28 protein-coding genes and 1 tRNA gene are annotated in these 22,505 nt (G+C 71.8%); 13 read left to right on the top strand and 16 right to left on the bottom strand.

Translation table 11 applies throughout. The annotated features are described in order from the left end of the window. Positions 1-45 precede the first annotated feature (45 nt). Positions 46-510 (bottom strand): winged helix-turn-helix transcriptional regulator, encoded by a 465-nt coding sequence (locus AC3EN4_RS15450; protein WP_435206512.1) that lies wholly within the window; start codon positions 508-510, stop codon positions 46-48. A gap of 17 nt (positions 511-527) precedes the next feature. Between AC3EN4_RS15450 and AC3EN4_RS15445 the strand changes: the two genes are divergently transcribed. Both AC3EN4_RS15445 and AC3EN4_RS15440 read left to right on the top strand, forming a co-directional pair. Beyond that, on the top strand, positions 528-1,322 hold the full coding sequence (locus tag AC3EN4_RS15445) for an SDR family NAD(P)-dependent oxidoreductase (RefSeq protein ID WP_435206511.1): 795 nt from the start codon (positions 528-530) through the stop codon (positions 1,320-1,322). Between the two features lie 173 nt (positions 1,323-1,495). Next, on the top strand, positions 1,496-1,834 hold the full coding sequence (locus tag AC3EN4_RS15440) for a hypothetical protein (RefSeq protein WP_435206510.1): 339 nt from the start codon (positions 1,496-1,498) through the stop codon (positions 1,832-1,834). 81 nt (positions 1,835-1,915) lie between these two features. On the opposite strand, the gene AC3EN4_RS15435 is transcribed toward AC3EN4_RS15440, so the two are convergent. The 5 genes from AC3EN4_RS15435 to AC3EN4_RS15415 form a co-directional block, all read right to left on the bottom strand. Then, positions 1,916-2,548, bottom strand: coding sequence for a DUF6518 family protein (locus AC3EN4_RS15435; RefSeq protein WP_435206509.1), 633 nt, complete (start codon positions 2,546-2,548; stop codon positions 1,916-1,918). A gap of 165 nt (positions 2,549-2,713) precedes the next feature. Then, positions 2,714-3,145, bottom strand: coding sequence for a DUF6196 family protein (locus AC3EN4_RS15430; protein ID WP_435206508.1), 432 nt, complete (start codon positions 3,143-3,145; stop codon positions 2,714-2,716). A gap of 70 nt (positions 3,146-3,215) precedes the next feature. Then, a complete protein-coding gene (locus tag AC3EN4_RS15425) occupies positions 3,216-3,683 on the bottom strand; it encodes a nuclear transport factor 2 family protein (protein ID WP_435206507.1) in 468 nt (155 codons plus the stop codon). A gap of 309 nt (positions 3,684-3,992) precedes the next feature. Then, on the bottom strand, positions 3,993-4,166 hold the full coding sequence (locus AC3EN4_RS15420; RefSeq protein ID WP_422739082.1) for a hypothetical protein: 174 nt from the start codon (positions 4,164-4,166) through the stop codon (positions 3,993-3,995). Between the two features lie 43 nt (positions 4,167-4,209). Further along, on the bottom strand, positions 4,210-4,602 hold the full coding sequence (locus AC3EN4_RS15415) for a nuclear transport factor 2 family protein (RefSeq protein WP_435206506.1): 393 nt from the start codon (positions 4,600-4,602) through the stop codon (positions 4,210-4,212). Between the two features lie 80 nt (positions 4,603-4,682). Between AC3EN4_RS15415 and AC3EN4_RS15410 the strand changes: the two genes are divergently transcribed. Then, entirely contained in the window at positions 4,683-5,135 is a 453-nt protein-coding gene (locus AC3EN4_RS15410; protein ID WP_435206505.1) for a VOC family protein, read from the top strand. A 689-nt stretch (positions 5,136-5,824) separates the two neighbouring features. Further along, positions 5,825-6,010: a hypothetical protein gene (locus AC3EN4_RS15405; RefSeq protein ID WP_422739078.1), complete on the top strand. Its 186-nt coding sequence runs from the start codon at positions 5,825-5,827 to the stop codon at positions 6,008-6,010. 152 nt (positions 6,011-6,162) lie between these two features. On the opposite strand, the gene AC3EN4_RS15400 is transcribed toward AC3EN4_RS15405, so the two are convergent. Together AC3EN4_RS15400 and AC3EN4_RS15395 are read right to left on the bottom strand one after the other, a co-directional pair. After that, a tRNA-Val gene (locus tag AC3EN4_RS15400) sits at positions 6,163-6,234 on the bottom strand. A 50-nt stretch (positions 6,235-6,284) separates the two neighbouring features. Continuing rightward, positions 6,285-6,842, bottom strand: coding sequence for a TIGR02611 family protein (locus tag AC3EN4_RS15395; RefSeq protein WP_435206504.1), 558 nt, complete (start codon positions 6,840-6,842; stop codon positions 6,285-6,287). A gap of 294 nt (positions 6,843-7,136) precedes the next feature. Between AC3EN4_RS15395 and AC3EN4_RS15390 the strand changes: the two genes are divergently transcribed. After that, a complete protein-coding gene (locus AC3EN4_RS15390; protein ID WP_007457244.1) occupies positions 7,137-7,568 on the top strand; it encodes an SsgA family sporulation/cell division regulator in 432 nt (143 codons plus the stop codon). A 97-nt stretch (positions 7,569-7,665) separates the two neighbouring features. On the opposite strand, the gene AC3EN4_RS15385 is transcribed toward AC3EN4_RS15390, so the two are convergent. Then, a complete protein-coding gene (locus AC3EN4_RS15385) occupies positions 7,666-8,442 on the bottom strand; it encodes a glucose 1-dehydrogenase (RefSeq protein WP_435206503.1) in 777 nt (258 codons plus the stop codon). Between the two features lie 192 nt (positions 8,443-8,634). On the opposite strand from AC3EN4_RS15385, the gene AC3EN4_RS15380 reads away from it, so the two are divergent. Together AC3EN4_RS15380 and AC3EN4_RS15375 are read left to right on the top strand one after the other, a co-directional pair. Further along, positions 8,635-9,585 (top strand): helix-turn-helix domain-containing protein, encoded by a 951-nt coding sequence (locus AC3EN4_RS15380; RefSeq protein WP_435206502.1) that lies wholly within the window; start codon positions 8,635-8,637, stop codon positions 9,583-9,585. Between the two features lie 7 nt (positions 9,586-9,592). After that, positions 9,593-10,048: an RrF2 family transcriptional regulator gene (locus AC3EN4_RS15375; RefSeq protein ID WP_030333674.1), complete on the top strand. Its 456-nt coding sequence runs from the start codon at positions 9,593-9,595 to the stop codon at positions 10,046-10,048. 4 nt (positions 10,049-10,052) lie between these two features. Here AC3EN4_RS15375 and AC3EN4_RS15370 read toward each other — a convergent pair whose 3' ends face one another. Beyond that, a complete protein-coding gene (locus AC3EN4_RS15370; protein ID WP_435206501.1) occupies positions 10,053-10,664 on the bottom strand; it encodes a malonic semialdehyde reductase in 612 nt (203 codons plus the stop codon). Continuing rightward, the gene (locus AC3EN4_RS15365; protein ID WP_435206500.1) at positions 10,661-11,221 is read right to left on the bottom strand and encodes a flavin reductase family protein; all 561 of its coding nucleotides are present in this window, start codon (positions 11,219-11,221) and stop codon (positions 10,661-10,663) included. Before AC3EN4_RS15365 ends, AC3EN4_RS15370 begins: the two co-directional genes overlap by 4 nt. Before the next feature lie 308 nt (positions 11,222-11,529). Between AC3EN4_RS15365 and AC3EN4_RS15360 the strand changes: the two genes are divergently transcribed. Next, positions 11,530-11,709, top strand: coding sequence for a DUF4236 domain-containing protein (locus AC3EN4_RS15360; RefSeq protein ID WP_088990736.1), 180 nt, complete (start codon positions 11,530-11,532; stop codon positions 11,707-11,709). 148 nt (positions 11,710-11,857) lie between these two features. On the opposite strand, the gene AC3EN4_RS15355 is transcribed toward AC3EN4_RS15360, so the two are convergent. Together AC3EN4_RS15355 and AC3EN4_RS15350 are read right to left on the bottom strand one after the other, a co-directional pair. Continuing rightward, on the bottom strand, positions 11,858-12,751 hold the full coding sequence (locus AC3EN4_RS15355) for a hypothetical protein (protein ID WP_435206499.1): 894 nt from the start codon (positions 12,749-12,751) through the stop codon (positions 11,858-11,860). A 24-nt stretch (positions 12,752-12,775) separates the two neighbouring features. Further along, positions 12,776-13,297 carry a VOC family protein gene (locus AC3EN4_RS15350; protein ID WP_422739071.1) on the bottom strand — a complete coding sequence of 174 codons (522 nt, stop codon included), beginning with the start codon at positions 13,295-13,297 and terminating at the stop codon, positions 12,776-12,778. Positions 13,298-13,346: 49 nt separating this feature from the next. Between AC3EN4_RS15350 and AC3EN4_RS15345 the strand changes: the two genes are divergently transcribed. After that, positions 13,347-13,808, top strand: coding sequence for a MarR family winged helix-turn-helix transcriptional regulator (locus AC3EN4_RS15345; protein ID WP_422740629.1), 462 nt, complete (start codon positions 13,347-13,349; stop codon positions 13,806-13,808). A gap of 57 nt (positions 13,809-13,865) precedes the next feature. Continuing rightward, positions 13,866-15,554, top strand: coding sequence for a tetratricopeptide repeat protein (locus tag AC3EN4_RS15340; protein ID WP_435206498.1), 1,689 nt, complete (start codon positions 13,866-13,868; stop codon positions 15,552-15,554). A gap of 12 nt (positions 15,555-15,566) precedes the next feature. Here AC3EN4_RS15340 and AC3EN4_RS15335 read toward each other — a convergent pair whose 3' ends face one another. After that, positions 15,567-16,925, bottom strand: coding sequence for a sensor histidine kinase (locus AC3EN4_RS15335; RefSeq protein WP_435206594.1), 1,359 nt, complete (start codon positions 16,923-16,925; stop codon positions 15,567-15,569). A gap of 71 nt (positions 16,926-16,996) precedes the next feature. Beyond that, the gene (locus AC3EN4_RS15330; protein ID WP_422739070.1) at positions 16,997-17,653 is read right to left on the bottom strand and encodes a response regulator transcription factor; all 657 of its coding nucleotides are present in this window, start codon (positions 17,651-17,653) and stop codon (positions 16,997-16,999) included. 97 nt (positions 17,654-17,750) lie between these two features. Here AC3EN4_RS15330 and AC3EN4_RS15325 point away from each other — a divergent pair, with 97 nt between their 5' ends. Beyond that, the gene (locus AC3EN4_RS15325) at positions 17,751-18,854 is read left to right on the top strand and encodes a LolA family protein (RefSeq protein ID WP_435206497.1); all 1,104 of its coding nucleotides are present in this window, start codon (positions 17,751-17,753) and stop codon (positions 18,852-18,854) included. 183 nt (positions 18,855-19,037) lie between these two features. Then, on the top strand, positions 19,038-21,332 hold the full coding sequence (locus AC3EN4_RS15320; RefSeq protein ID WP_488179830.1) for a HelD family protein: 2,295 nt from the start codon (positions 19,038-19,040) through the stop codon (positions 21,330-21,332). 55 nt (positions 21,333-21,387) lie between these two features. Here AC3EN4_RS15320 and AC3EN4_RS15315 read toward each other — a convergent pair whose 3' ends face one another. After that, a complete protein-coding gene (locus tag AC3EN4_RS15315; protein WP_433537781.1) occupies positions 21,388-21,813 on the bottom strand; it encodes a hypothetical protein in 426 nt (141 codons plus the stop codon). Positions 21,814-22,103: 290 nt separating this feature from the next. Between AC3EN4_RS15315 and AC3EN4_RS15310 the strand changes: the two genes are divergently transcribed. Further along, positions 22,104-22,478 carry a hypothetical protein gene (locus tag AC3EN4_RS15310; RefSeq protein WP_435206496.1) on the top strand — a complete coding sequence of 125 codons (375 nt, stop codon included), beginning with the start codon at positions 22,104-22,106 and terminating at the stop codon, positions 22,476-22,478. The last annotated feature ends 27 nt before the right edge of the window (positions 22,479-22,505 follow it).

Here is a 22,505-nt window from a genome sequence, read left to right as displayed (position 1 = left end):
GCAGCATCGGACCAACTGCGGACGAGTGCTGCGCCGCGCGGCGACTCAGCTGGGTCGCTGACGTACCGCAGCGATCTCGGCGTGGTGGTCGACCGCCCAGGCGGCCAACGCGGAGAGCGGCTCCAGAAAGCTGACGCCGAGCGGCGTCAGCCGGTACTCGACGCTCGGCGGCAACGTCGGAAACACTTCTCGTTCAACGAGGCCGTCGCTCTCCAGCGAACGCAACGTTCGGGTGAGCATGCGCGGGCTGATGCCCTCCACGGCCCGATGCAACTCGTTGAAGCGGTACGGCTGCCGGCCGAGCAGGGTGACCAGCAACAGCGTCCATTTGTCGCTCACCCGGCGCAGCACATCGGTGACCGGACAACGCTCGTACTCGCCGACCGGAATGGGCGTCGGTAAGCGATGGTCAGGCAGTGCGGCGCTCACACCGATGTTACTAACGGACATGAAAATGCCTTCTTTCGCCTCCGTCGGCTGGCCGCTCAGGATGAGCACGTCGATGAACAACGATAGTGGGGGACGATATGGGCGTCGTGATCGTCAGTGGCGGGACGAACGGAATGGGTCGCGCGTTCAGTCTGGAGCGGGCCGAACGCGGCGACCACGTCCTGGTGCTCGGCCGCAACCGTGAGCGCGGCGAAGCCCTGGCCGGGGGCCTGATCACCTTCCGCCGTGTCGATCTGTCCAGCATGGCCGAGACGCGGCACGTCATCGAGCACATCCTTGCCGAGTACGAGGTCGTCGACGCGCTGGCGCTGTTCGCCAATGCGGTGGCGCCGCGACGCGTCGTGACAGCTGAAGGTTTGGAGCGCACGTTCGCGCTGTACTACCTCAGTCGATATCTGCTCAGCTTTGGCCTGCGTCCGGCCCTGGACCGGGCTACCGCACCGGTGATCGTGAACGTCGCCGGTGTCGGCGTCACCAAAGGTCGGGTGCACTGGGCCGACCCGCAGCTGGCGTCGGGCTATTCAGCCATCACCGCGCAACTGCAGGCCGGTCGCGCCAACGATCTGCTCGGCGTGGGCTTCGGCCAACGGTCCGGCAGCCGCGCCCGATACGTGCTCTACCACCCCGGCTTCACCAAGAGCGGCGATCGAAGCTCACTCCCTCTGGTGGTCCGCGGGCTGCTCGCGGTGGCGGCGGTGGCGGCCCGACCTGTCGCAGACGCGGTGGCCCCGATTCACCAGTTCCTGGAAACGCCGCCGGCCGCGCCGGTGACCGCGGTGGACCGGGACAAGCGACTTCCGGCCGACTTCCCGACCCTCGATCCCCGCGACGCCGAGCGGTTGATGGACCTCACGGAGAAGCTTCTGAACTGAGGCTTCTCCTCTCTGATCGTCAGGGCGAAACATACAAGATCAGCAAGATGCGCGGGGGGCCGCTCGATCCTGCCCGAGCCCCCAACCCCGACCTCTTCGGCTGGCGTAACGGCCGGAGACCTCCAAAAGCGGGTCGAACGATCGCCGCTTCGCGCTCGGGCGACAATCGCCACATGCTCACCTACGTCCGCTGGTACTGGTCGGACGGCGCCCGCTGGAACTATGCGGAACTGGACGCCGATGGGTGGGCGCTACGCCACGTTGAGGTGCGCGCATCAGACGGGGTCTTCGTCGCGGCGGCGTCGCTCGCAGAGGTGCTCATCGCTCGCGACTCAGGGACCGTGGGCGCGGTAGGCGCGTACGAACAGCGGTACGGGGTGGTACCGGAGGCCCCGTTCCCGCTACCCGTCGCCACCGCGGTGGAACCCGGGTTGGAAAACATCTCCCCCGGAGAGTTCGAGCGCCTGTGGCGGAATGCTCGTCGGCAACTGGAACGGCAGACCGGCGCCTGACTCGGCTTCGGTCAGCCACTCCGCACCCGCTGCTCCGCGTCGCGCAGCACCCGATGCGAGGAGCCCGTCGGGGTCGTACCCCTACTTCGACCCGAAAGCGGTGGCGGTCATGAGGAGGTAACCGACGCCAGACATCGGAACCGCGTACGCCAGGGCGAGTGCCCGGTCCGGCCAGGTCCGCGCCACGGCCAGGGGACTCAGGACAGCCAGGACAACCAGGACAACCAGGACGAGTACGTACTGGACGAGGTCTGCGGTGTCGTAGCTTGGCTGGCCGATCCTCGCCACCTGCAGGATCGCTTCGGCGAGCAGGACCGCCGCCGCCAACCCGAGGGCCGGTCGCCGGAATCGCCCGGGTCGGCGAGCCACCACACCCCCGAATCCGAACGCGATTCCAGCGACCGCTCCCAACACCATCCACTGCCCCGCGTTGACGTCCCAGGCGTTGGACCAGTCGTCGTGCTGGATCAGCGCTGCGGCGATGTAGTAGCTGGGCACGGCGATGAGCAGCATGACGACCGCCGCGGCGATGGCCCGGCCCGCCGGCCCTCGGAGGAAGAACGCGAGCAGGTACGCCGCCACCGCCCAGACCGCGATCGAATTGCCGAGGCCGCCGAAGGGCGCCGGCACGAATTTGATCCAGACGAAGTCGAGGAATCCGAGTAGCAGACCCGCGACCGGTGCGATGACGGAGGCCCGTCGGGTGATCGACATAATGAGGAAGCGTAGGAAGCCCGCAGGGACCTGCCATCGGGCTCGGGACAGAGCCGTGGGCGCGCCAACCGGCCAAAAGGCGTAGGCCGATCTGGCGGACCGGCACACGGGCGTTCCGGGGCGCACGGTCCGCCGCCACGCTGCGGAGGTCCCGGCCGCATGTGTCTACCGGCCGGCTCGCAGCTCGCCAAGGATCCGTACGACCTCGGCGCGGACCTGTGCTGGGCAGCCCCAGTAGTCGTAGATGCCACCGCGGTCGCCGTTGTGACCACAGATGACGAACACCCCGGTACCGACGCGGCGCTTCAACTCGCTGGCGAGCCACCCGACGAACCCGCTGTTGTCCAGTCCGGGCGGGAAGTGGAACGAGAACACCGTGAAGCGCTCACCGTCGGTCGCGCCGCCCGGCGCGAGCCAGGACCACCGATCCTCATCGCGCACGACGGCCAGCAGGTCAACCGTCAGGGCCGGTGGCTGAGTGAGCGGGGCCTCGTGGAACGACCACTCACCGTCGAGGACGACCAGTTCCGCGGCCGCGATGACGTGTCGCAGCCGCTGCGCGGTCTCGTCACGGGACTCCTGGCTGATGCTGACCACGCAACGATCTTGCCCCATGACCACAGCCAACGCAGTCGCCCTCGACACACCGCTGCTGGCCGGGCGTGAATCAGGGTTGGGCCGTGCCCTCGACGGTGCTGCTTGTCTGCGGACGGAGTGCGGTCAACAGGCGGTCGAGTTGACCCCATGCCCGCGCGCTGGCGACGTGGTCGATGTAGTCCCGGGACTCGATGATGAGCCCATTGCGGATACGCATCACGAAGACGCATGGCACGGTGAAGGCCTCACCTGTCTCGGCGACCACCCCCTGATAGGCGAACTCGGCGACGATCACCTCCGGGTCCGCGGTCTCATGAATCCTCACGTCGACCGGCTTACGGTTCAACGTTCGGCCGACCGGCGGCGCCGCGGTGAAGTGCGCGTGCAGTTCACTGCGGCTGTGCAGCGGTGGAGGGCTGAGCGGGTGAAACGGATGCGTGACATGAGTTTGTTCGCCGTACAGGTCGGCCAAGTCTTCGTACGGACCGTCACAGACACCGTTCACCAGTCGGAGGAAAGTTTCGCGTGGACTACTCATGCCGAGCTTCCTTCGAATCGGTAGATGTCACGTGTGCCATGCCGAGGGCTACATTCGGGGACGACCCGTACCCCAGCGACGGCACCCTACCGACCTCAGCCCCGATGCGATTGCCCCGAAGCCCGCCCGGTCCGGCCCGGAAGCCGCCGCCGGCCGTCAGGCCCAGGCCGGTGCGGACCGCCCGGACCGCCGTAATCAGGCCCGGTCGCCGCAGGCGATGGACGCGGAGGCACGTCCTCGTCGACGGTCTGCCCGTTGAGTGCGGCGGCTCACCGACGTCTAGAGCGTCGCGCTCGACGCCAGACGGAGCTATGCCGGCTCGCGCACGCCGCCGGCGTTGCCACCATCGTCCGGCGACGGTTCGATCGGGGCTTCCGGCAATTCGTCCGGCGTGTCAGGCAGAAGGACGCCCGGGTCGTCGGGCACCGGCTCACCCGGGTCGATGGGCGGGTACTCTTCGGGGTCGAGATCCGGTCCAGTCATCAGGCGAGTATCCGTCGTCTTTCGCACTGCCGCTCGTCGGGCGCTAGCCAGTGATCGCCTCGCGCTGGATCTGCGCGAATTCAGCGGCCATCGCGGCGGCCAGGGCCTGCGCGGCAGACAGCGGACGAACCATGACCGTGAACTCATCGATCAAGCCGCTGGCGTTCAGATGCAGGAAGTCACAGCCCTCGACAGTGACGTCACCTATTCGCGCCTGGAACACCAGCGCGTGATCGCGACCGCCCTCGCCGCTCAACTCGCGGACGTACCGGAAGTCCTCGAACACCCGCAACACACCCCGCAGGATCGCCGCCGTGATCGCCTTGCCCACATAGGGCTTGAACGCCACCGGGCTGCGGAACACCACGTCGTCGGCGAGGGTCGCCGCAACGGCATCGAGGTCGCCCGCTTCAACCGCCGCCCGAAAGTCGATCACCGCCCAAGCGTACGGGCAGCCCGGCACTCGAACCGTTGCAGGTGGAAGACGCTGCTGGCGATGTCCGGCATGCTGTGGGCATGACCGAGGAACCGGAAGATCGTTCCGCCCCAGCCAGCGACAGGGTGGTCGCTGCATCGCCAGTGATCTCTGTGATGGTGATCGTCCCCGACGCGGACGCCGCAGTCGCCTGGTACCGGACGGCACTTGGCGCGACGGAGCTGTGGAACCTTGGTGGCGTGGCCGGCCTCGAGATCGGCGGCGCTCCCTTCCTCCTCCACCAGGTCAATCCCGAGAACCCTACCGAGACCAGCCCCGACCGAGTAGGAATCACGAGCACCCGCATCGAGGTGTTCATCGATGACCCCGACACCTTCATCGAGCGCGCCGTCGCGGCTGGCGCAGTCGCCGGAGCGGCGATGGAGGATCACCGCGTGCCCTGGGGGACGCACCGCCAAGGTGGGTTCGTGGACCCGTTCGGTCACAACTGGTCCGTGGGCGACACGTCACCTCTCGGCCCGTTCCCACGTTGATCGGGTGCTCTACAACGGGCACACCCCTCGCACCTGCGTCACCCTGGGGCCCCGGCCACTACCGGTGGCCTTCCCACGGCGAACCGTGGTGGGCAAGGATTGACTCCATGGCGACATCGGAGCCGTCTTCCGCTCCAGACGAGACGACGCACCCCAGCGATGTTTCTCCATCGATCAGCCGGGTCGCGTCAAGTGTCGGCCTGGCACCCGGGCGCACATTGACCGGGAGTTGGAGGCGGATCTGGCGACGTCAGCCGAACATGAGCTACGCGCCGGTCGACCTGAATTACGCGTTTGGTCTCGGCTTGGCGTGTCTCATCGCCGGGGCGATTATCGGTACGCTCCTGGTACTGCTGGAGCCTTCGAACCCGCCGGTCATCGTGCTCCTGTTGACTGTGTCGCCCTACCTCCACGTGCACGTCGAGGGAGTACGGCATCGATGGTGGGCTCTCGGCGCCGGCGCAATCGCAGGGGTGCTGGCCGGATTCGGGATCGACACGCTGCTCCGGTCTGGTGTCGGGGCGGACTGGGGGGCCGTGATCGGCCTTCTCGCCGGAGGCTGGCTCGGCGTCATGACACACGCGGCGGTAACCCATCTGCCAACCCGACGGACGCAACGACCCCTGCCATAACAGCAGACCCGTCGACCGGGAAGAAAGGGCCCACGAGGCGTGGCTGGAGGTGGCCGCATGAGCCGAGACCTCACCCCGCGCTGCCACTCCCCCGCCGCGGTCGCCGTCCTGCTCAACTTCGGGATTTCCAAGGTCAAGATGAAGATCGCCATCGGCGAGCCGCGCTCCACCAAGGACGGCAAGCACCGCCGCAGTCGCCTTGCGCGAAGGCACGCCCGCTTCGCCGTGACGATGGAGATCTAGACGCAGGTATTCAACGAGGCGACCAGAGCCGCACCCCACGCCTCGGTGACTCTCTCGGCCAGTGACGAAACTGCGGTACTCAGCTGCTCTACGACAGCGGAAAGGCCACCTCCCGAATCCGGGAAGCGGCCTTTGACCTGCGCAACTGAGAGTGGGCGATGCTGGTATCGAACCAGCGACCTCTTCGGTGTGAACGAAGCGCTCTCCCACTGAGCTAATCGCCCTCAGCGCCGTTGACTCTACCCGATCGTGGAACCAGACCAAAAATCCGGGGTCAGCGCGCCGCGAGGTACTGCCTCGCCTCGGCCACCACGTCGATGCCGAGGCTGAGCTTGAGGGAGAGCCAGACCACCGCGCCGACGAAGACCAGGCCGACGGCGCCGAGGACGAAGCGCAGCGGCAGTGACTGTTGTCTCACCCAGCGTGTCCAGCCGTGGACGTGCCGGCGGGTGAAACCGAGCAGTCGGCGGGCCCAGTGGAATTCGACGGCCCAGATGCCGAGGCCGGCGATGACGAGCAGCCAGCCGGGCCCGGGCAGCGGGATGAGGGCGATGCCGATGGTGACCACCAGCGCACCGGCGATCGCGATGAAGATCTTGAGGGCGATCCGGCCGGTGGGGTTGGCGCGGATCAGGTCGAGGGTGGTCGAGATCCGCTGCCGCCAGTGCGGACGACGCGGTGGTTCGCCGACGACGAGAACGCCACCGTGCCGGTCCGGCTCGGGCGTCGACCGTCCGGGTCGCTCGGGTTGCTCCATCGGCACGTCGTACCCCCGCTTTTCGGCTGCTCGGACCGCGACGTTCGGCGGGCCGGGCGCGGTCACCGGATCCACTGAGGATCGGTTCGTGACCATTTCACCCCCCAGTGTCGCTCGGGCCCGTCACTGCAACGGCCGACTGGACGTTACCGGAGTAAGTCGACGACTGAGCCACCCGACACCGGGCGGAATCACGCACTGGGCAGAACCGGAAATCCTACATGAATGTTCACATTCACGAGGCGCTTCCGTCCCCCTTCCCACCACTGGGTGAAGTCAGCGTATGGCGGAGCGTAGCCAGGAGTAGCACCTGAGTATGGGAAAAGCGGGACACGCGCGTTCCGCAGCGGTGCCGGGGGGAGAACGTCCATGAGTGTCATCCGACCGACGACCGTAGAGGTCGAGACGTCGCTAAGGCTCGTCGCGCCTGACGCCACCGCCTTGCCGGTGCGTGCCAGTCTGCGTTACGACCCTGCTGACCCGTATGCGGTCCATGTCCTGTTCCATGCCGAATCAGCCGGCGGTGAAGCGGTGAGCTGGTCGTTCGCCCGCGAACTGCTGGTCACCGGCCTGGACGAACCGGCCGGCATCGGGGATGTGCGGGTCTGGCCCTGGGCCACCCCGCGCGGCGACTTCGTCGCGCTGGCCCTCTCGTCACCGGACGGCAACGCCCTCTTCGAGGTGCCGCGCAGCGTCCTGGTGCGATTCCTTCGACGGACGTACGTCGTCGTCCCGCGCGGCCGCGAGGCCGAGCACCTGGACGTCGACACGGCGGTGAACCGGCTGCTCGCCGGCCGCTGAGCAACGAGCAACCCGGGGCCGCGCGGATCTGCCGAGTCCGCGCGGCCCCGGCACACCCAGGGGGTACGACCACAGCCCGACCCGGGTTGGCCGGTGCTCAGCCGTGCGTGGTGATGCCGCCGTCGACGGGGATGACCGCGCCGGTCAGATACGCGCCGGCCCGCGACGACAGGTAGATGGCGGTGCCGGCCATGTCCTCGGGGCGGCCGATGCGGCCCAGCGGCACCTGCTGCTCGATGGCGGCGCGGCTGGCCGGGTCGTCGAGGGCGAACGCCATCATCTTGCTCTCGAACGGGCCGGGCGCGATCGCGTTGACGGTGATCTGCTCACCGGCGAGCTGGTGGGCGAGGCTGCGGGTGAGCATGTGCACGGCGGCCTTGGTGGCCGAGTACGCGTACACCTCCATGAACGGCACCCGGATGCCGTCGATGGACCCGATGTTGATCACGCGGGCCGGGTCGTCGGCGCTGGCGGCGGCGCGCAGCGCCGGCAGCAGCGCGGTGGTGAGCCGGAAGACGGCCTTGACGTTGACGCCCCAGAGCTTGTCGAACGCGGCCTCCGGGTAGCTCTCCAGGGGCGCGCCCCAGGTGGCGCCGGCGTTGTTGACCAGCACGTCGAGGTGGTCGACGCGCTCGCGCACGGCGGCGGCGAGGGCCTGCGCGCCGTCGTCGGCGCTCAGGTCGGCGGGGATGGCCTCGCACCGACCCTCGGTGGAGAGTTCCGCGGCGACCTTCTCGCAGACGTCCGCCTTGCGGGACGAGATGATCACGCGGGCGCCGGCCCGGACGAAGCCCTGGGCGATCATCAGTCCGATCCCCCGCGACCCGCCGGTGACCAGGACCGTCTTGCCTTCGACCGAGAACAGCTCCGTCATTGGAATCCCATCGCGAGTTGGCGTGGTCCGCCGGTCCGGGGGACGGCCGACGGGGTGCCGGGCGGACCGGGGGCCGGCCGGCGCTACCGCCGGGTAACGTAGCCCGGTCGTGCGGACCGCGACAAGCCTCGGCGTCATCGCGTAGCCAGGTCGGGATGCGGTGACCTGCGGTTCGGGCTACCGTCGCAGGCGATGGTCTCCACCGATCCCTCCCCCGCGCCATCGATCGGAACGGCATCACCCGTACCCGACGAGATCTCCACGTTCGCGCTGGCCGACCTGGCCGGTGACCCCGGCTGGCGGCGGCCGGTGCTCGTCGAACGGGAGCTGTTGATCCTCACCAGCCGCGGCCACGGCGACGCCGAGCTGGACTTCCACCTGCTGCCGTGCCGGCCCGGCACGCTGCTGCGGGTGCGCGCCGGTCAGGTGCTGCGCTGCGCCGGCCCCCGGTTCGACGCCACGGTGGTCGGCTGGACCACCGACGCCCTGGACGGCCTGGCCGTCGATGAGGACGCGGCGCCGACCTGGCGGCAGTTGGCCGGCGAGGACGAGGACGCGGTGATCAACGAGGTGAGCCAGCTGGCCGTCGACTGCCAACGACACGGCGACGGTCCGGCCGGCCGCGCGCTGCTGCGGCACCAGCTCGCCGTGCTGCTGCTGCGGTTGGCGCTGCCCGACGCGAACCGGCCCGGGCAGCGGAACGAGGCCGAGACGTTCCAGCGGTTCTGCCGGGAGGTGGAGCACGGCTACCAGGTGTCCCGGCGGGTCGAGGACTACGCCGCCGCGCTCGGGTGCTCGGTGCGTACCCTGACCCGGGCCTGCCTGGCCGTCACCGGTCGCAGCGCCAAGCAGGTCATCGACGAGCGGGTGGCGTTGCAGGCCGCCCGGCTGCTCGCGGCGAGCGACGAGCCGATCGCGCAGATCGGCCGGGGGCTCGGCTTCTCCGAGCCGACCAACTTCGGCCGGTTCTTCACCCGGGAGACCGGGGTCAGCCCGGGCGCGTTCCGGGCCACCCGCGACCAGCCGGCCGCCGGTCGGGTGGTCCGGCCCCGACCACCGGTCGAGCCGACCGGCGCCAACGGCGGACGGTTCCGCGCCGCCGCTGAACCCGGTGGCCCGGGCGGCCCCAGCGGACGGGCATGATGACGGGGTGCAGATCTCCGCGCGCGGCGACTACGCGGTACGGGCGGCGCTGAGCCTCGCGACCGCGTACCCCTCGCTGCTGTCCACCCAGGCCATCGCCGCGGAGCAGGACATGCCCCGCAAATTCCTGGAGGCGGTCCTGGCGGATCTGCGCCGAGCCGGGATCGTCCGCGCCCAGCGGGGCGCCGAGGGCGGTTACACCCTGGCCCGGCCGCCGCGCGAGGTGACCGTCGGCGCGGTGCTGCGCGCGGTGGAGGGCCCGCTCGCGGGCGTACGCGGCCTGCGCCCGGAGGAGACCCGCTACGAGGGCTCGGCGGAGAACCTGCCCGGCCTGTGGGTGGCGGTGCGGGCCGCGGTGCGGCGGGTGGTCGACGAGGTGAGCCTCGCCGAGATCGTCAGCGGTCGGCTGCCCGCGCACGTCCGCAAGCTCACCGCGCTGCCGGACGCGTGGGAGCCGCGCTGACGCCTCACAGGGTGCGCACCACCTCCTCGGTGCGGAGCCGGGGCAGCCGGTCGCGCCAGGCGTCCGGACCGGGGCGGCCGACGTTCAGCAACAACAGCGCCTCGTGCCGACCGTCCGGAAAGAACTCCCGGGTCACCCCGGCGGCGTCGAACCCCGCCATCGGGCCGGCCGCCAGCCCCGCCGCGCGTACCCCCAGCAGCAGGTAGCCGATCTGGAGGATAGCGCTGAACCGGGCCTGCTCCGCGCGGGCCGTCCGGTCGGACAGCCACTCCCGGGCCTGCGGCCGGTGCGGGTACAGCTCGGGGAGCCGTTGGTGAAAGTCCAGGTCGGCGGCGAGCACCGCCACCAGCGGCGCGGTGGCCGTCTTCGCCCGGTTACCCGACGACACGTACGGCAGCAGCCGGGCCCGGGCCTGCGACGAGCGCAGCAGCAGCACCCGCAGCGGCTGGCCGTTGTACGCGGTCGGCCCGTACCGGATGAGGTCGTGGATCGCGGCCACCTGGGCGTCGGTGACCGGCTCGTCGGTGAACGTGTCGGCGGTACGGGCCGCCCGGAACAGCAGGTCCTGGGCGGCCCGGTCCAACGCGAGCAGGTCGGCCGCGACGGGCGCGCTCACGTCCGGGCCGGGGTGGTGTAGCCGCCCCGGTGGTGCACCAGCGGCGGCCCGTCGTCGCCGTCGCCCAGGGCGAGCGGTTCGGCGATCACCAGGGTGTGGTCGCCGGCCGGGATGCGGTGCACCACCCGACAGAGCAGCCGGCCCAGCACCCCGGTCAACAGTGGCACCCCGAACGGCCCGGCCGTCCAGTCCGGGTAGGCGGCGAACCGGTCGATGCCGCTGGTCGCGAAGACCGTGGCCGCCTCCCGCTGCCCTGCGGCCAGCAGGTGGACCGCGACGTGTTCGGCGCGGGCCAGCACCGGCCAGCTCGACGACGCCGTGCCGAGGCAGAACGAGACGAGCGGCGGATCGAGGGAGACGGAGGTGAACGAGGTGGCGGTGAAACCGGCTCGGATCGGTTGGCCGACCGCGCCCGGGCGGGCCCGGCCGGTGGTCCGGGCCACCGCGGTCACCACCGTGACGCTGGCGGCCTGCCGGCGCAGCAACGCGCGGAACAGGTCCCGGTCCACGGGTCGCAGCGCGGTCGCGTCCGTCGCCGGGCGCTCCACGGTGGTCATGCCGGCACCAGGGCCGGCGCGGCGTGAGCGATGAGGAGGTTCTCGTCCCGCGGCAACATGAACCCATGCTGCCGACGGCACGAGCGGCCGGTCAACGGTCTTCCAGAAGATGAGACTTGCATCGCCGACGATGTTACGGATCAGCTCTAGCTGCATTTATCGCAGCGCAACACCTACCTGATGGATAGGGGTTTGCGCGTCGTGGCGGCACACCGTCCAACCGGGACGACGAGGGGGTTTCGGAATTCGCCCGTTCGGGAATGTTCGATCCCGACACGGCAGGGAACGGTGACGAGGGGAGAGCTCCGATGGGCCTCATGTTTCGCAAGCGCAAGAAGTACGGTCCGATCATCCTGAACTTCACCGAGAACGGCTTCTCCTCGTGGAGCATCAAGATCGGACGCTGGTCCTGGAACTCGAAGGCCCGCGCACACCGCGTCGACCTGCCGGGGCCACTGTCCTGGAAGCAGGACAAGGCCCGGTCGTAACGACCCGGGAGTCGAGCGGGGCGCCGGTGATGCACCGGCCCCCCGCTCGGCGTCTGCCCCCATACCGCGTCGATCTTGCACTTTCGGTTGCCGTTACGCGCTGAAATGCCCCTTGTGTCGCCACAGAAAGTGCAAGATCGCGGGGGTGTCAGGGGGTGGGGGTGATGAGCTCGTCGCCGGCCAGGCGGCCGGACTCGCGTTGGCGGGTTGCTTTGCCCTCGTGCAGCAGGGTCGCCAGGGCCTGGTTGGCGTCGGTGGCGCGGTAGACGGTGGCGGTGAGGGTGTGCCGGCGCAGCTCGGTGACCGGGCACGGCCCACCTCGGCGCAGTTCGGCCAGCAACTCGCGGGCCAGCGGCTCGCGGTCCGGCTCGTCGGCCACGTCGACGGGTGCGCCCGTCGGGTCGGCGGGGTCGCGGTAACCCACCCCGAGATCCGCGCCGACCGCCCAGAGGGCGTCCCGGACCGCCTCCAGACTCCGGTCCGACCGGCTCCCGAACGCGACCACGCCGACCACTCCCCCGTCCGCCGGCAGCACCGGCGTCACCTCGGCGACCAGCGGGAAGCCGGCCAGGCCGAGGGCCGGGCGGGCGCTGGTGGCGGCGCGCAGCAGCACCTCGCCGTGGCGACCGTTGGCGCAGGCCCGGAGCACCTCGGCGTGCGCCGGGCCGGACAGCTCGAGGAAACAGAACGACGGCGCCCCGGCCGCCGAGGCCGCCTTCAGCGCGACCGGCAGCCGGGCCGGACCGCCGGGCAGCAGATGCACGGTCACCTCGGGAGGCAACTCCGCCTCGACCGGCCCCAGCCGGGCGGGCAGGTCGGCGGCCTCGTCCGCCAGCACGAGGATGGTCACCTGCCGACCACGTACCTGTGCCGCGTGACCGGCGACCGCCCGCAGCGCCGCCTCCGCGCCACCCCCGTCCGCGCCGGCCCAGGCCAGCGCGACGGTCACCCGCCGGGAGCGGTGCAGGGCGGCGGGCAGCCAGGTCGCCAGGTGGCGGACCAGCAGCTCGCGGAGGAAGTCGGCGGTCCGGTCGGTTGGCACCGGTCCGTTCTACCCTATGGCCGTTCAGGCCGGGACGGAGATCCCCACACCGCCGCGCGTCTGCCCGCCGTAGCGCTGCCGCTCGGCGTTCAGGTCGAGCCGCGAGATCTGCTTGCGGGCCGCCAGCGCGGTGTCGTCGAGCAGGTCGGCCGGGACCAGCCACACCACCTCGAACTCCAGACCGTCCGGGTCCCTGCCGTAGAGGCTCTTGGTGGTGCCGTGGTCGGACGTGCCGACCAGGGCGTCGGCGGCGGCGAGCCGCTGGGCCGTGGCCGCCAGTTCGTCGAGCGTGTCGACCTCCCACGCCAGGTGGTAGAGCCCGACGGTGGTCCGGCCGGCGGTCGAGCGCCCGGCGGCCGCGCCGACCTCGAACAGGCCGAGGTCGTGGTCGTTGGTGGAGTCGGGGGCCTGGAGGAAGGTCGCGCCCCGGAAGCCGTCCGGGGTCATCTCGACCGGGGTGAAGCCCAGCACGTCGCGGTAGAAGGCGACGCTGCGGGTGAGGTCACTGACGTAGAGAACCGCGTGGTTGAGCCGATGAATACCCATGACCCCACCGTAGCGTCAATTTGTTGAGCGTTCAACCATCAGGAGTATGATGGTCGTCATGACCCGCTGGTTGAACCCCGACGAGCAGCGCACCTGGCGCGCGTTCCTCGCCTCCTCCCGGGCGCTGATGGACACGCTCGACCGCGAGCTGCAACGCGATGCCGGCATGCCGCACGCCTACTACGAGATCCTGGTCCGGCTCTCCGAGGCACCGGGCCGGCAACTGCGGATGAGCGAACTGGCCGACGCCGCAGGGTCGTCGCGCAGCCGGCTCTCGCACGCGGTGGCCCGCCTCGAGCAGGCCGGCTGGGTGCGCCGCGAGGACTGCCCCACCGACCGGCGCGGGCAGATCGCGGTGCTCACCGACGACGGTTTCGCCACCCTCGCCGCCGCCGCGCCCGGCCACGTCGAAGGGGTACGCCGGCACCTGTTCGACGCGTTGAGCCCTGCCCAGGTCGACCAGTTACGCCGGATCAGCGAGACGTTGGCCGAGCACCTGAGCAGATCCTGACCGATCGACACCGGCGCGGGTCTTGTACTTACCGTCGTCGGATGAGCACGATGGGGCGTGTCCTCCGGCTTCGACGAGTTGACTGACCAGGCGCACCACCTCGTGTCCGCTGGCGACATGGCGGGTGCGCAACGGCTGCTCTCCGACGCGCTCACCGACGCCGACCCCCGACCGGCCAACGCCACGCCGGAGTTGGCCGAGGCGGCCAGCCTGCAGGCGCGGGTGCTCGTGGCCCTCGGCGAGCCGCACTCCGCCCGCGGCTGGGCCGCCTTTGCGTACGCGGCCACCACCCGGTTGCACGGTCGCTCCGACCCCCGCACGGTGGCCGCCGCCGCGACCCTGGCCGCCGTGCTGCACCGGGTGGGCAGCCACTCCCGGGCCGCCCGGCTCTACCAGGACGTGATCATCGAGCTGACCGCGCAGGACGGCCCGGAGTCGCTGCGGGTGCTGGCCGCCCACGCCGACCTGGCCACCGTCGAGTACGCCCGCGGCCAGTGCACGGTGGCCCGCGACCGCCTCCAGGACGCCTGGGAGCTGCACCGCGAGGTGTACGGCGACGGCCACCCCAGCGGCATCAAGATGCTGGCCCGGCTCGGCTCCATGCAACGCGACTGCGGGCAGTTCGCCGAGGCGCACGACAACCTCGCGCTGGCCCGTGAACTGTGCCGGCAGCATCTGAGCGCCGACGACCCCCTCGCCCTCCAGGTGGCGGCGCTGGCCCGGGCGGCGGCCAACCCCGACCACGTCTGCGCCGACGACGACGCGTCCGCCGGCCGGGACGCCCCGGTGGTGCCGGCCGCGCGCACCCCACCGCAGCCCGACCCGCCACTCAAGGCCGCCTACCACCCGCCGGCCCCGGCGGACCCGGAGCCGGCTGGTCCCGCCGAGGGCCTGGCCGGCACCGGGGTCGCCAGCGGCGGTGCGGTGCCGAATCCACGGGTACCGGCCGACGAGCCGGACGGCTCCCCGGACTTCCGCTGGCCGCCGACCGACGACGCGGAGGGGTCGGCGGACGTCCGCTGGCCGCCCGCCGACGAACCGGACTTCCGCTGGCCGCCGGACCGGACGGACGAACCCGTCCCGCACCCCACCACCGCGCCGGTGCCCCCGTCGGTGGCCGGGTTCACCGGCGGCACCGAGGAGTCGTCCGGTGTGTACCGGCTGTACCGCCCCGGCGCGGCGTCCGAACCGGATCGACCGTCCGCGCCGCTGACGCCGTACACGCCGTCGCGGCTGCTGCCGGTGCCCGTGCACCGGGCGCCGACGCCGGCCCGCAACAAGCTGGTGCCGGTGCTGGTGGCCGGCGTGGTGGTGGTGCTGCTGGGCACGGCGGCGGTGATCGCCGGCGTGGCACGCGTCGGCGACGGCGACGACCCGAAGTCCGGACCGGCACCGAGCGCCGGCCCGAGCGGCACGACCGCGCCGCCGACCGCCGGCACCCCGGCCGCCGGCACGGCCCCGCCGGCAGCCGCGCCGGGCACCCCGCCCGGCACCGTGTCGCTGCGCGACAACCGCGACAACATCGCCCTGCGCTGGACGTACCCGGCCGGCGGCGAGGGACCGGTGGTCGTCTCCGCCGGCCGCGCCGGGCAGGAGAAGACCGCCATCGCCACGCTGCCCGCCGGCACCGACAGCTACATCGTGTACGCGCTGAACCGCACCAACGACTACTGCTTCACCGTCGCCGTCGTCTGGTCCACCGACACCGTGGCGAGCGCCGACCAGGTCTGCACCCGCCGCCGCTGACGTCGGCCGTGCTCACCCTCGGGCAACCGCCGGCGGTGGCTCGGGTCCGGTCGGCGTCGCCGGGAGCAGCAGGCGTACCCGCAGGCCGGATGGGCCGTCGGCGTCGGCGAGGGTGATGGTGCCGCCCGCCCGGCGGACCAGCTCCCGGACGATGGCGAGGCCGAGGCCGGCGCCGCCGTCCTCGCGGCCCCGACCGTCGTCCAGCCTGGTGAACCGGCCGAAGACACGACCCCGGTCGGCCGTCGGGATCCCCGGGCCGTCGTCGGTCACCGTCACCAGGTGGTACGCGGCGTCGTGCGGCTCGGCCGCGAGGACGACGCTGCCCCGCGCGTGCCGGACCGCGTTGTCGACGAGGTTGGCCAGCACCCGCCGTAGCTCGGCCTCGTTACCGGCCGTCCACAGCGGCCCGGGCGACGACACCACCCGCACCGGTGGTGCCGGGTACCGGGCGGCGACCTCGGTCACCAGCACCGCCAGGTCGACCGGGCCGGTCCCCCGCGCCGCCGGCATCTCGTCCAGGCGGGCCAGCAGCAGCAGGTCGTCGACCAGCCGGCTCAACCGCTCGGTGTCGGCGAGCAGGTTGGCGGTCACCGCCGTCCAGTCCGTCCGGTCCGCGAGCCGCTGGGCCACCTCCAACTCGGTACGGATGTTGGCCAGCGGGCTGCGCAGCTCGTGCGCGGCGTCCGAGACGAAGGCCCGCTGCCGGGCCCGGGCCGACTCCAACCGGTCCAGCATCCCGTTGAGGGTCACCGCCAGCCGGTGGATCTCGTCGGCGGAGGCGGGCACCGGAAGTCGACCGGCGCCGGCCCGACCGGTGATCTCCTCGGCACCCCGGCGCAGTGCCTCCACGGGGCGCAACGTCGCGCCGACCACCCGCCACGCCACCCCGGCCAGGACCACCACCAGCAGCGGGAACGCCACCAGCAGGATGGTCCGCACCACGTGCGTGCTCTGCCGCACGTCGGCCATCGAACGGGCGACCAGCACGGTGAGCGGATCGGCCGCCGTGCCGGCGGGTACGGCGACCACCCGGACCGGCCCGCGGAGCCCGACCCGCTCGGCGGGGACGTCCAGACGTTGCCGCCGGCCGGTGTCCAACCACTCGGGGCGGGCCATCGGGACGAGCCGGTCCGCGTCGATCGAGGCGGCCCGGACCCGTCCCTGCGCGTCGATCACCTGGACCCGGACCTGCCCGCCGGCCACCGGCAGCGGGTCGGGCAGCGCGTCCTCGGCGGCGAGCAGGGCGACCGCGTCGGCGGTCCGGAACGCCTCGGTGTCCACGTTGCGCTGGAGCACGAAGCGGAGCGCGCCGAGCAGCACCACCCCGCCGAGGGCGAGACCGACGGTGAGCCCGAACACGCCGAGCGCCAGGAGGCGACCCCGTAGGCCCAGTCCGTGCAGGCCCCGGCGGGGCGACCAGCCGCGCGGCGGGTCGGTCGACGTCACGTCGCCAGCCGGTAGCCGGCGCCCCGGATGGTCTCCAGCCGATCCCGGCCGAGCTTGCGACGCAGGTAGCCGACGTACACCTCGACCACGTTGGGCGCGGTCTCCAGGCTGGCGTCCCAGACGTGGTCCAGCAGCTCGATCTTGGAGATCACCTGGCCGGGTCGGCGCATCAGATAGTCCAGCAGGGCGTACTCGCGTGCGGTCAACGTCACCTCGGCGTCGGCCCGGGTCACCCGCCGGCGGGCCGGATCGAGCCGCAGGTCGCCGACCGCCAGCACGGTGGGGCGCTCCGGCGCTCCCCGGCGCAGCAGCGCCCGCAGGCGGGCCAGCAGCACCACGTACGAGAAGGGCTTGGTCAGGTAGTCGTCGGCACCGCAGTCCAGACCGTCGGCCTGGTCGTACTCGCCGTCCTTGGCCGACAGCATCAGCACCGGCAACCAGTGCTGCTCGGCCCGCAGCCGGCGCACCACCTCGTAGCCGGAGAGCCCGGGCAGCATGACGTCGAGAATCATCGCGTCGTACCCGCCGTGGCGTGCCGCGTCCAGGCCGGCGGGACCGGTCGGGGCCACGTCGACCACGAACCCCTCCGCCTGTAGGCCGCGTTGCAGGGCCGCCGCGAGCCGGGCCTCGTCCTCCACCACCAACAACCGCACGGCTCAAGGGTGCCACCTGGGTCAATGCCGCAGCTTCGGCGTCCTCAGCGCCCTCACAGCGCCGAGGAGGCAGGATGTCGGGCAGGAGGTGTGCACCATGTCGATCCTGAGAAGCCGTCCCGTCCTGCGCTGGCTGGTCCCGGTGGCCGCGGGCGTCGCCGTCATCGGCGGCGGCGCCGCCGTCGGCACGTTCGCCGCCGAGGCCGAGCCGAGCCTGCCACCGCGTACCGCCGCCCAACTTCTGGTGGACCTGCAGACCTCCTCGCTCCAGGGCATGTCCGGGACGGTCGTGCAACGTGCCGACCTCGGCCTGCCGCCGCTCGTCGGGCTGGTGCCCGGCAACGACCTGACGGCCCTGCTGAGCGGCACGCACACCCTGCGGGTCTGGTACTCCGGCCCGGACCGGCAGCGGGTCGCGCTGGTGGACACCCTCGGCCAGCGGGACATCATTCGCAACGGTCGGGACGTGTGGACCTGGGAGAGCCGCGGCAACACCGCCCGGCACCGCACCCTGGGCGAGGCGACGGGCACCGCGAAGCCCGCGCCCGAGGCGATGCCGAGCCTGCCGGCCACCCCCCGGGAGGCCGCCGACCTGGCGCTGGACGCGATCGATCCGAGCACCGAGGTCAGCGTCGGCCGCTCGGCCACCGTCGCCGGTCGGGACGCCTACGAACTGGTGCTCGCGCCGCGTGATCGTGGCTCGCTGGTGCACCAACTCCGGATCGCCATCGACGCCAAGAAGCACGTGCCGCTGCGCTTCGAGGTCCTCGCCTCCGGCAGTGACCAGCCGGCCTTCGAGATGGCCTTCACCCAGGTCGACTACCGCCGTCCCGACGCCGACCAGTTCGCCTTCAACCCGCCCCCGGGCGGGACCGTCACCGAGGAGACCACCGAACGGCCGCACCCGGGCCGGCCGGCGTCCGCCGTACCGGGCCGGGACCCGCAGGTACGGACGGTCGGCGAGGGCTGGACCACCGTGCTGGTCGCCCGCCTCGACGCGGCCCCGGGCGCAAAGCCGGCCGCCGGGACGGCGGATGCCGACGTATCGACGTTGCTCGGTGGCCTGCCGGCGGTCAGCGGCGACTGGGGCAGCGGACGGCTGCTCACCGGCAAGCTGTTCAACGTGCTGCTCACCGACGACGGACGGGTGCTCGCCGGGGCGGTCACTCCCGAGCGGCTGTACCAGGCGGCACGCGGCTGATCTTCGAACACGAGTACGCCGGGTCGACCACATGGTCGGCCCGGCGTACTCGTGTGACATGCGTCGGCCCGGTCGGCTTGGTGACAGCGGACGCGACGCGCTATCTTCGACAATTCGAGGGCACAAAAAAGAACGGCATTAAATGCCGTTCTAGCATTGGATACTAACGTTTAGGGAGACGGCTTGTCAAGGCACTCCGGCGGTACCGGTGAATTGCCGGTCGACGACGAGATCGGCCGCGAGCAGGAGTACGTCTCGATGCTCTACGACCGGCTGGACGGGCTGCGTGAGCAGGCCGCCCACCGGCTCACCGCCGAGCTGCGCAACACCGGCGGCACCCTGCAGGACCGCTCCCAGCGGGACAGCTCCGTGGCCATGTACGCCGACCAGGTCGAGCAGTTCTCCGCCGTGGAGAATGGCCTCTGTTTCGGGCGGCTCGACGGCGACGACGACTCCCGCCGCTACATCGGCCGGATCGGGATCTTCGACACCAGTGGCGACTACGACCCGCTGCTGATGGACTGGCGTGCCCCGGCCGCCCGGCCGTTCTACCTCGCCACCGCCGCCAACCCGCAGGGCGTACGCCGCCGACGGCACCTACGGACCCGCCAGCGCAAGGTGACCGGGCTCAACGACGAGGTGCTGGACATCGACAGCGCCTCCCCCGGCGGGCACGAGGAACTGACCGGTGAGGCGTCGCTGCTGGCCGCCCTCAACGCCGGTCGTACCGGCCGGATGCGCGACATCGTGGAGACCATCCAGGCCGAGCAGGACCGGATCATCCGCGCCGACCTGCCCGGCGTGCTGGTGGTCCAGGGTGGCCCCGGCACCGGCAAGACGGCCGTCGCGCTGCACCGGGCGGCGTACCTGCTCTACACGCACCGGCGGGAGCTGTCGAGCCGGGGCGTGCTGCTGGTCGGGCCGAACGCGACGTTCCTGCGCTACATCTCCCAGGTGCTGCCCACCCTGGCCGAGACGGGCGTGCTGCTGCGTACCCAGGGTGATCTGTTCCCCGGGGTGAGCGCCCAGCGCGCGGAGCCGGCCGAGGCCGCGGCGCTCAAGGGTCGCGCCGTGCTCGCCGAGGTGCTCGCCCTCGCCGTGCGGGACCGGCAGTGGGTGCCGGACGAGCCGCTGGAGATCGAGGTGGAGCGCGAGGCGCTGACCCTCGACCCGGAGACCGTGCGTGCCGCGCGGGACCGGGTACGCCGCACCGACCGGCCGCACAACCTGGCCCGGGCGCTGTTCGACGTGGAGATCGTGCACGCGCTCGCCGACCAGGTGGCCGAGCGGATCGGCGCCGACCCGCTGGGCGGGGACAACCTGCTCGACGAGGCCGACCGCGCCGAGATCCGCCGGGAGCTGCGGGACGAGCCGGAGGTACGGGCCGTACTCGATCGGTTGTGGCCGGTGCTCACCCCGCAGCGCCTGCTCGCGGACCTGTACGCGGACCCGGACCGGATCGCCGCCGCCGCGCCGATGCTCACCGACGACGAGCGGGCGCTGCTGCGCCGCGAGTCGGGCGGCTGGACGCCCGCCGACGTGCCGCTGCTGGACGAGGCGGCCGAACTGCTCGGCGAGGACGAGCGGGCCGCCGCCGCCCGGCGCGAGCGCATCCGCCTGATGGAGCGGGAGTACGCCGAGGGCGTGCTGGAGATCGCCCGCGGTTCCCGCTCGATCGACGTGGAGGACGAGGCCGAGGGCGGCGAGATCCTCGGCGTCACCGACCTCATCGACGCGGACCGCCTGCTGGAACGGCAGGAGGAGGCCGACCGGCTGACCACCGCGCAACGCGCCGCCGCCGACCGTACGTGGGCCTTCGGTCACGTCATCGTGGACGAGGCGCAGGAGTTGTCGCCGATGGCGTGGCGGCTGCTGATGCGCCGCTGCCCGAGCCGGTCGATGACGATCGTCGGGGACGTGGCGCAGACCGGCGCGCTCGCCGGGACGCCCTCCTGGGCCGACGCCCTCGCCCCGTACGTGGCGCAGCGGTGGCGGCTGACCGAGCTGACCGTCAGCTACCGCACGCCGGCCGAGATCATGGCGGTCGCCGCCGAGGTGCTCACCGAGATCGACCCGGCGCTGCGGCCACCCCGCTCGGTGCGGGAGAGCGGTGTGCCCCCGTGGGACCGGGCGGTGCCCGACGAGCAGCTACCCGCCGAACTGGTGGCGGCGGTGACCCGCGAGGCCGCCGGGGTCACCGAGGGCCGGGTCGGCGTCATCGTGCCGGCCAGCCGGGTGGACGCGCTCGGCGCGGCGCTGACCGCCGCGCTGCCGGAGGCCACCGTGGGCGAGAACCCGGAGCTGGAGAGCCGGGTGGTCGTGCTGACGGTGGCCCAGGCCAAGGGGTTGGAGTTCGACTCGGTCCTGGTCGTCGACCCGGACCGGATGGTGGCCGAGTCGCCGCGCGGGCGCAGCGACCTGTACGTGGCGCTCACCCGGGCCACCCAGCGCCTGGGCATCCTGCGCCCCTGCCGCTGACCGGCCCTCCGACGCGCCCCCGCTGACCGACCGGTCGGCGGGGGCGCGGGTGGACTCAGCGCCGGTCGGTCGAACGGTCCCGGATGGACTTTGCCGGTCCGATCGCGGACGTGGACTGGTCGCTGGTGTCGCCGCCCGTCGGGGTGCTCATGCCCCCGGTGGTGGCGTCGCCGGTGGTCGTCGGCGCCACCTTGCCGGGGTGTCGCTCCGGCTGGCGGGCCACCCGACGAACGCTCGCCGGCCCGGCGGTGCCACCGGTGGTCGTCACCGCACCCTGCCCGCCGACCGGGCCGCCGTCGTGCAGCACCCGCGGGTCGACCCGCTCGTGCGCCGGGTCGAGCGGGTCCTCTCGCTGGATCTGACTCTCGATGTCGGTGGGAGGCACCGTCACCTCGTCGAGGGCGCCCTCGCCGTACACGCCGCCGACGATCTGGTTCTCGGCCCGGCGGGCGGCCTCCTGCCGCATGTCGTCCTCACGCACGTCCATCACCTCGCAGAAGCTGGTGGAACCGACTGCGTGCCCGACCACCCGTCGGCCAAACCCGGAGCGCCCGCGCGACGAAACGGAAACGGACACCCGGCCCGTCCGGTCGCGATCCGGGCACGGTCACGCCTCGTCGATCCATTTTCCGAGGTGGGAGTGTTACCTGGTCCCGGGCCTCGGGTAGTCGGGGGGCGTCCCCGCCGTGCAAGCGAACCGTGCCGTGGCCGAAACGCGGTAGCGGGGCGAGGGAAGGCAGGTACGACTCATCGCATCCTGAGGAGGACCAGATGAGCACGCAGGCTGCTTCCACCAGGCCGATGAACCGGCCCATGAATGACCCGCAGAACCCCGCCATGATGCGGGACACGCAGCAGATGCCGGCAATGCGCGACGGGCACCGAGACCCGATGCCGTCGCCGGGTACGGAGACCAAGCAGGCGTTCCTGACGACGGAATTCTGGGTCTACGCCGCCGCCGTCGCGCTCCTCGTGATCGCCGCGTTCTGGAAGGGCACCACCGCCAACGGGTTGAACATCAACAACCCGAGCCAGACGTGGCTGTTCCTGAGCATCCTGACCGGTGGTTACCTGGTCAGCCGGGGCCTGTCGAAGGCCGGCTCCGAGCGCCGGTCCGGCAATGAGCGGAGCATGCGCGGGCGCTGACGCGCAGTACGTGAAACGGTGGCCTCC

It is taken from the genome of Micromonospora sp. bgisy143 (assembly GCF_057708145.1).
This window is presented reverse-complemented; position numbering and strand designations above follow the sequence as displayed.

Excerpts from the sequence above, each read along its gene's own strand:
- AC3EN4_RS15360 (WP_088990736.1), top strand. The coding sequence starts at position 11,530 with ATGGGCCTCATGTTTCGCAAGCGCAAGAAGTACGGTCCGATCATCCTG.
- AC3EN4_RS15405 (WP_422739078.1), top strand. The coding sequence starts at position 5,825 with ATGAGCCGAGACCTCACCCCGCGCTGCCACTCCCCCGCCGCGGTCGCC.
- AC3EN4_RS15310 (WP_435206496.1), top strand. The coding sequence starts at position 22,104 with ATGAGCACGCAGGCTGCTTCCACCAGGCCGATGAACCGGCCCATGAAT.
- AC3EN4_RS15445 (WP_435206511.1), top strand. The coding sequence starts at position 528 with ATGGGCGTCGTGATCGTCAGTGGCGGGACGAACGGAATGGGTCGCGCG.
- AC3EN4_RS15435 (WP_435206509.1), bottom strand. The coding sequence starts at position 2,548 with ATGTCGATCACCCGACGGGCCTCCGTCATCGCACCGGTCGCGGGTCTG.
- AC3EN4_RS15365 (WP_435206500.1), bottom strand. The coding sequence starts at position 11,221 with ATGACCACCGTGGAGCGCCCGGCGACGGACGCGACCGCGCTGCGACCC.
- AC3EN4_RS15385 (WP_435206503.1), bottom strand. The coding sequence starts at position 8,442 with ATGACGGAGCTGTTCTCGGTCGAAGGCAAGACGGTCCTGGTCACCGGC.
- AC3EN4_RS15420 (WP_422739082.1), bottom strand. The coding sequence starts at position 4,166 with ATGACTGGACCGGATCTCGACCCCGAAGAGTACCCGCCCATCGACCCG.
- AC3EN4_RS15390 (WP_007457244.1), top strand. The coding sequence starts at position 7,137 with ATGAGTGTCATCCGACCGACGACCGTAGAGGTCGAGACGTCGCTAAGG.
- AC3EN4_RS15425 (WP_435206507.1), bottom strand. The coding sequence starts at position 3,683 with ATGAGTAGTCCACGCGAAACTTTCCTCCGACTGGTGAACGGTGTCTGT.
- AC3EN4_RS15380 (WP_435206502.1), top strand. The coding sequence starts at position 8,635 with ATGGTCTCCACCGATCCCTCCCCCGCGCCATCGATCGGAACGGCATCA.
- AC3EN4_RS15440 (WP_435206510.1), top strand. The coding sequence starts at position 1,496 with ATGCTCACCTACGTCCGCTGGTACTGGTCGGACGGCGCCCGCTGGAAC.
- AC3EN4_RS15325 (WP_435206497.1), top strand. The coding sequence starts at position 17,751 with ATGTCGATCCTGAGAAGCCGTCCCGTCCTGCGCTGGCTGGTCCCGGTG.
- AC3EN4_RS15350 (WP_422739071.1), bottom strand. The coding sequence starts at position 13,297 with ATGGGTATTCATCGGCTCAACCACGCGGTTCTCTACGTCAGTGACCTC.
- AC3EN4_RS15410 (WP_435206505.1), top strand. The coding sequence starts at position 4,683 with ATGACCGAGGAACCGGAAGATCGTTCCGCCCCAGCCAGCGACAGGGTG.
- AC3EN4_RS15345 (WP_422740629.1), top strand. The coding sequence starts at position 13,347 with ATGGTCGTCATGACCCGCTGGTTGAACCCCGACGAGCAGCGCACCTGG.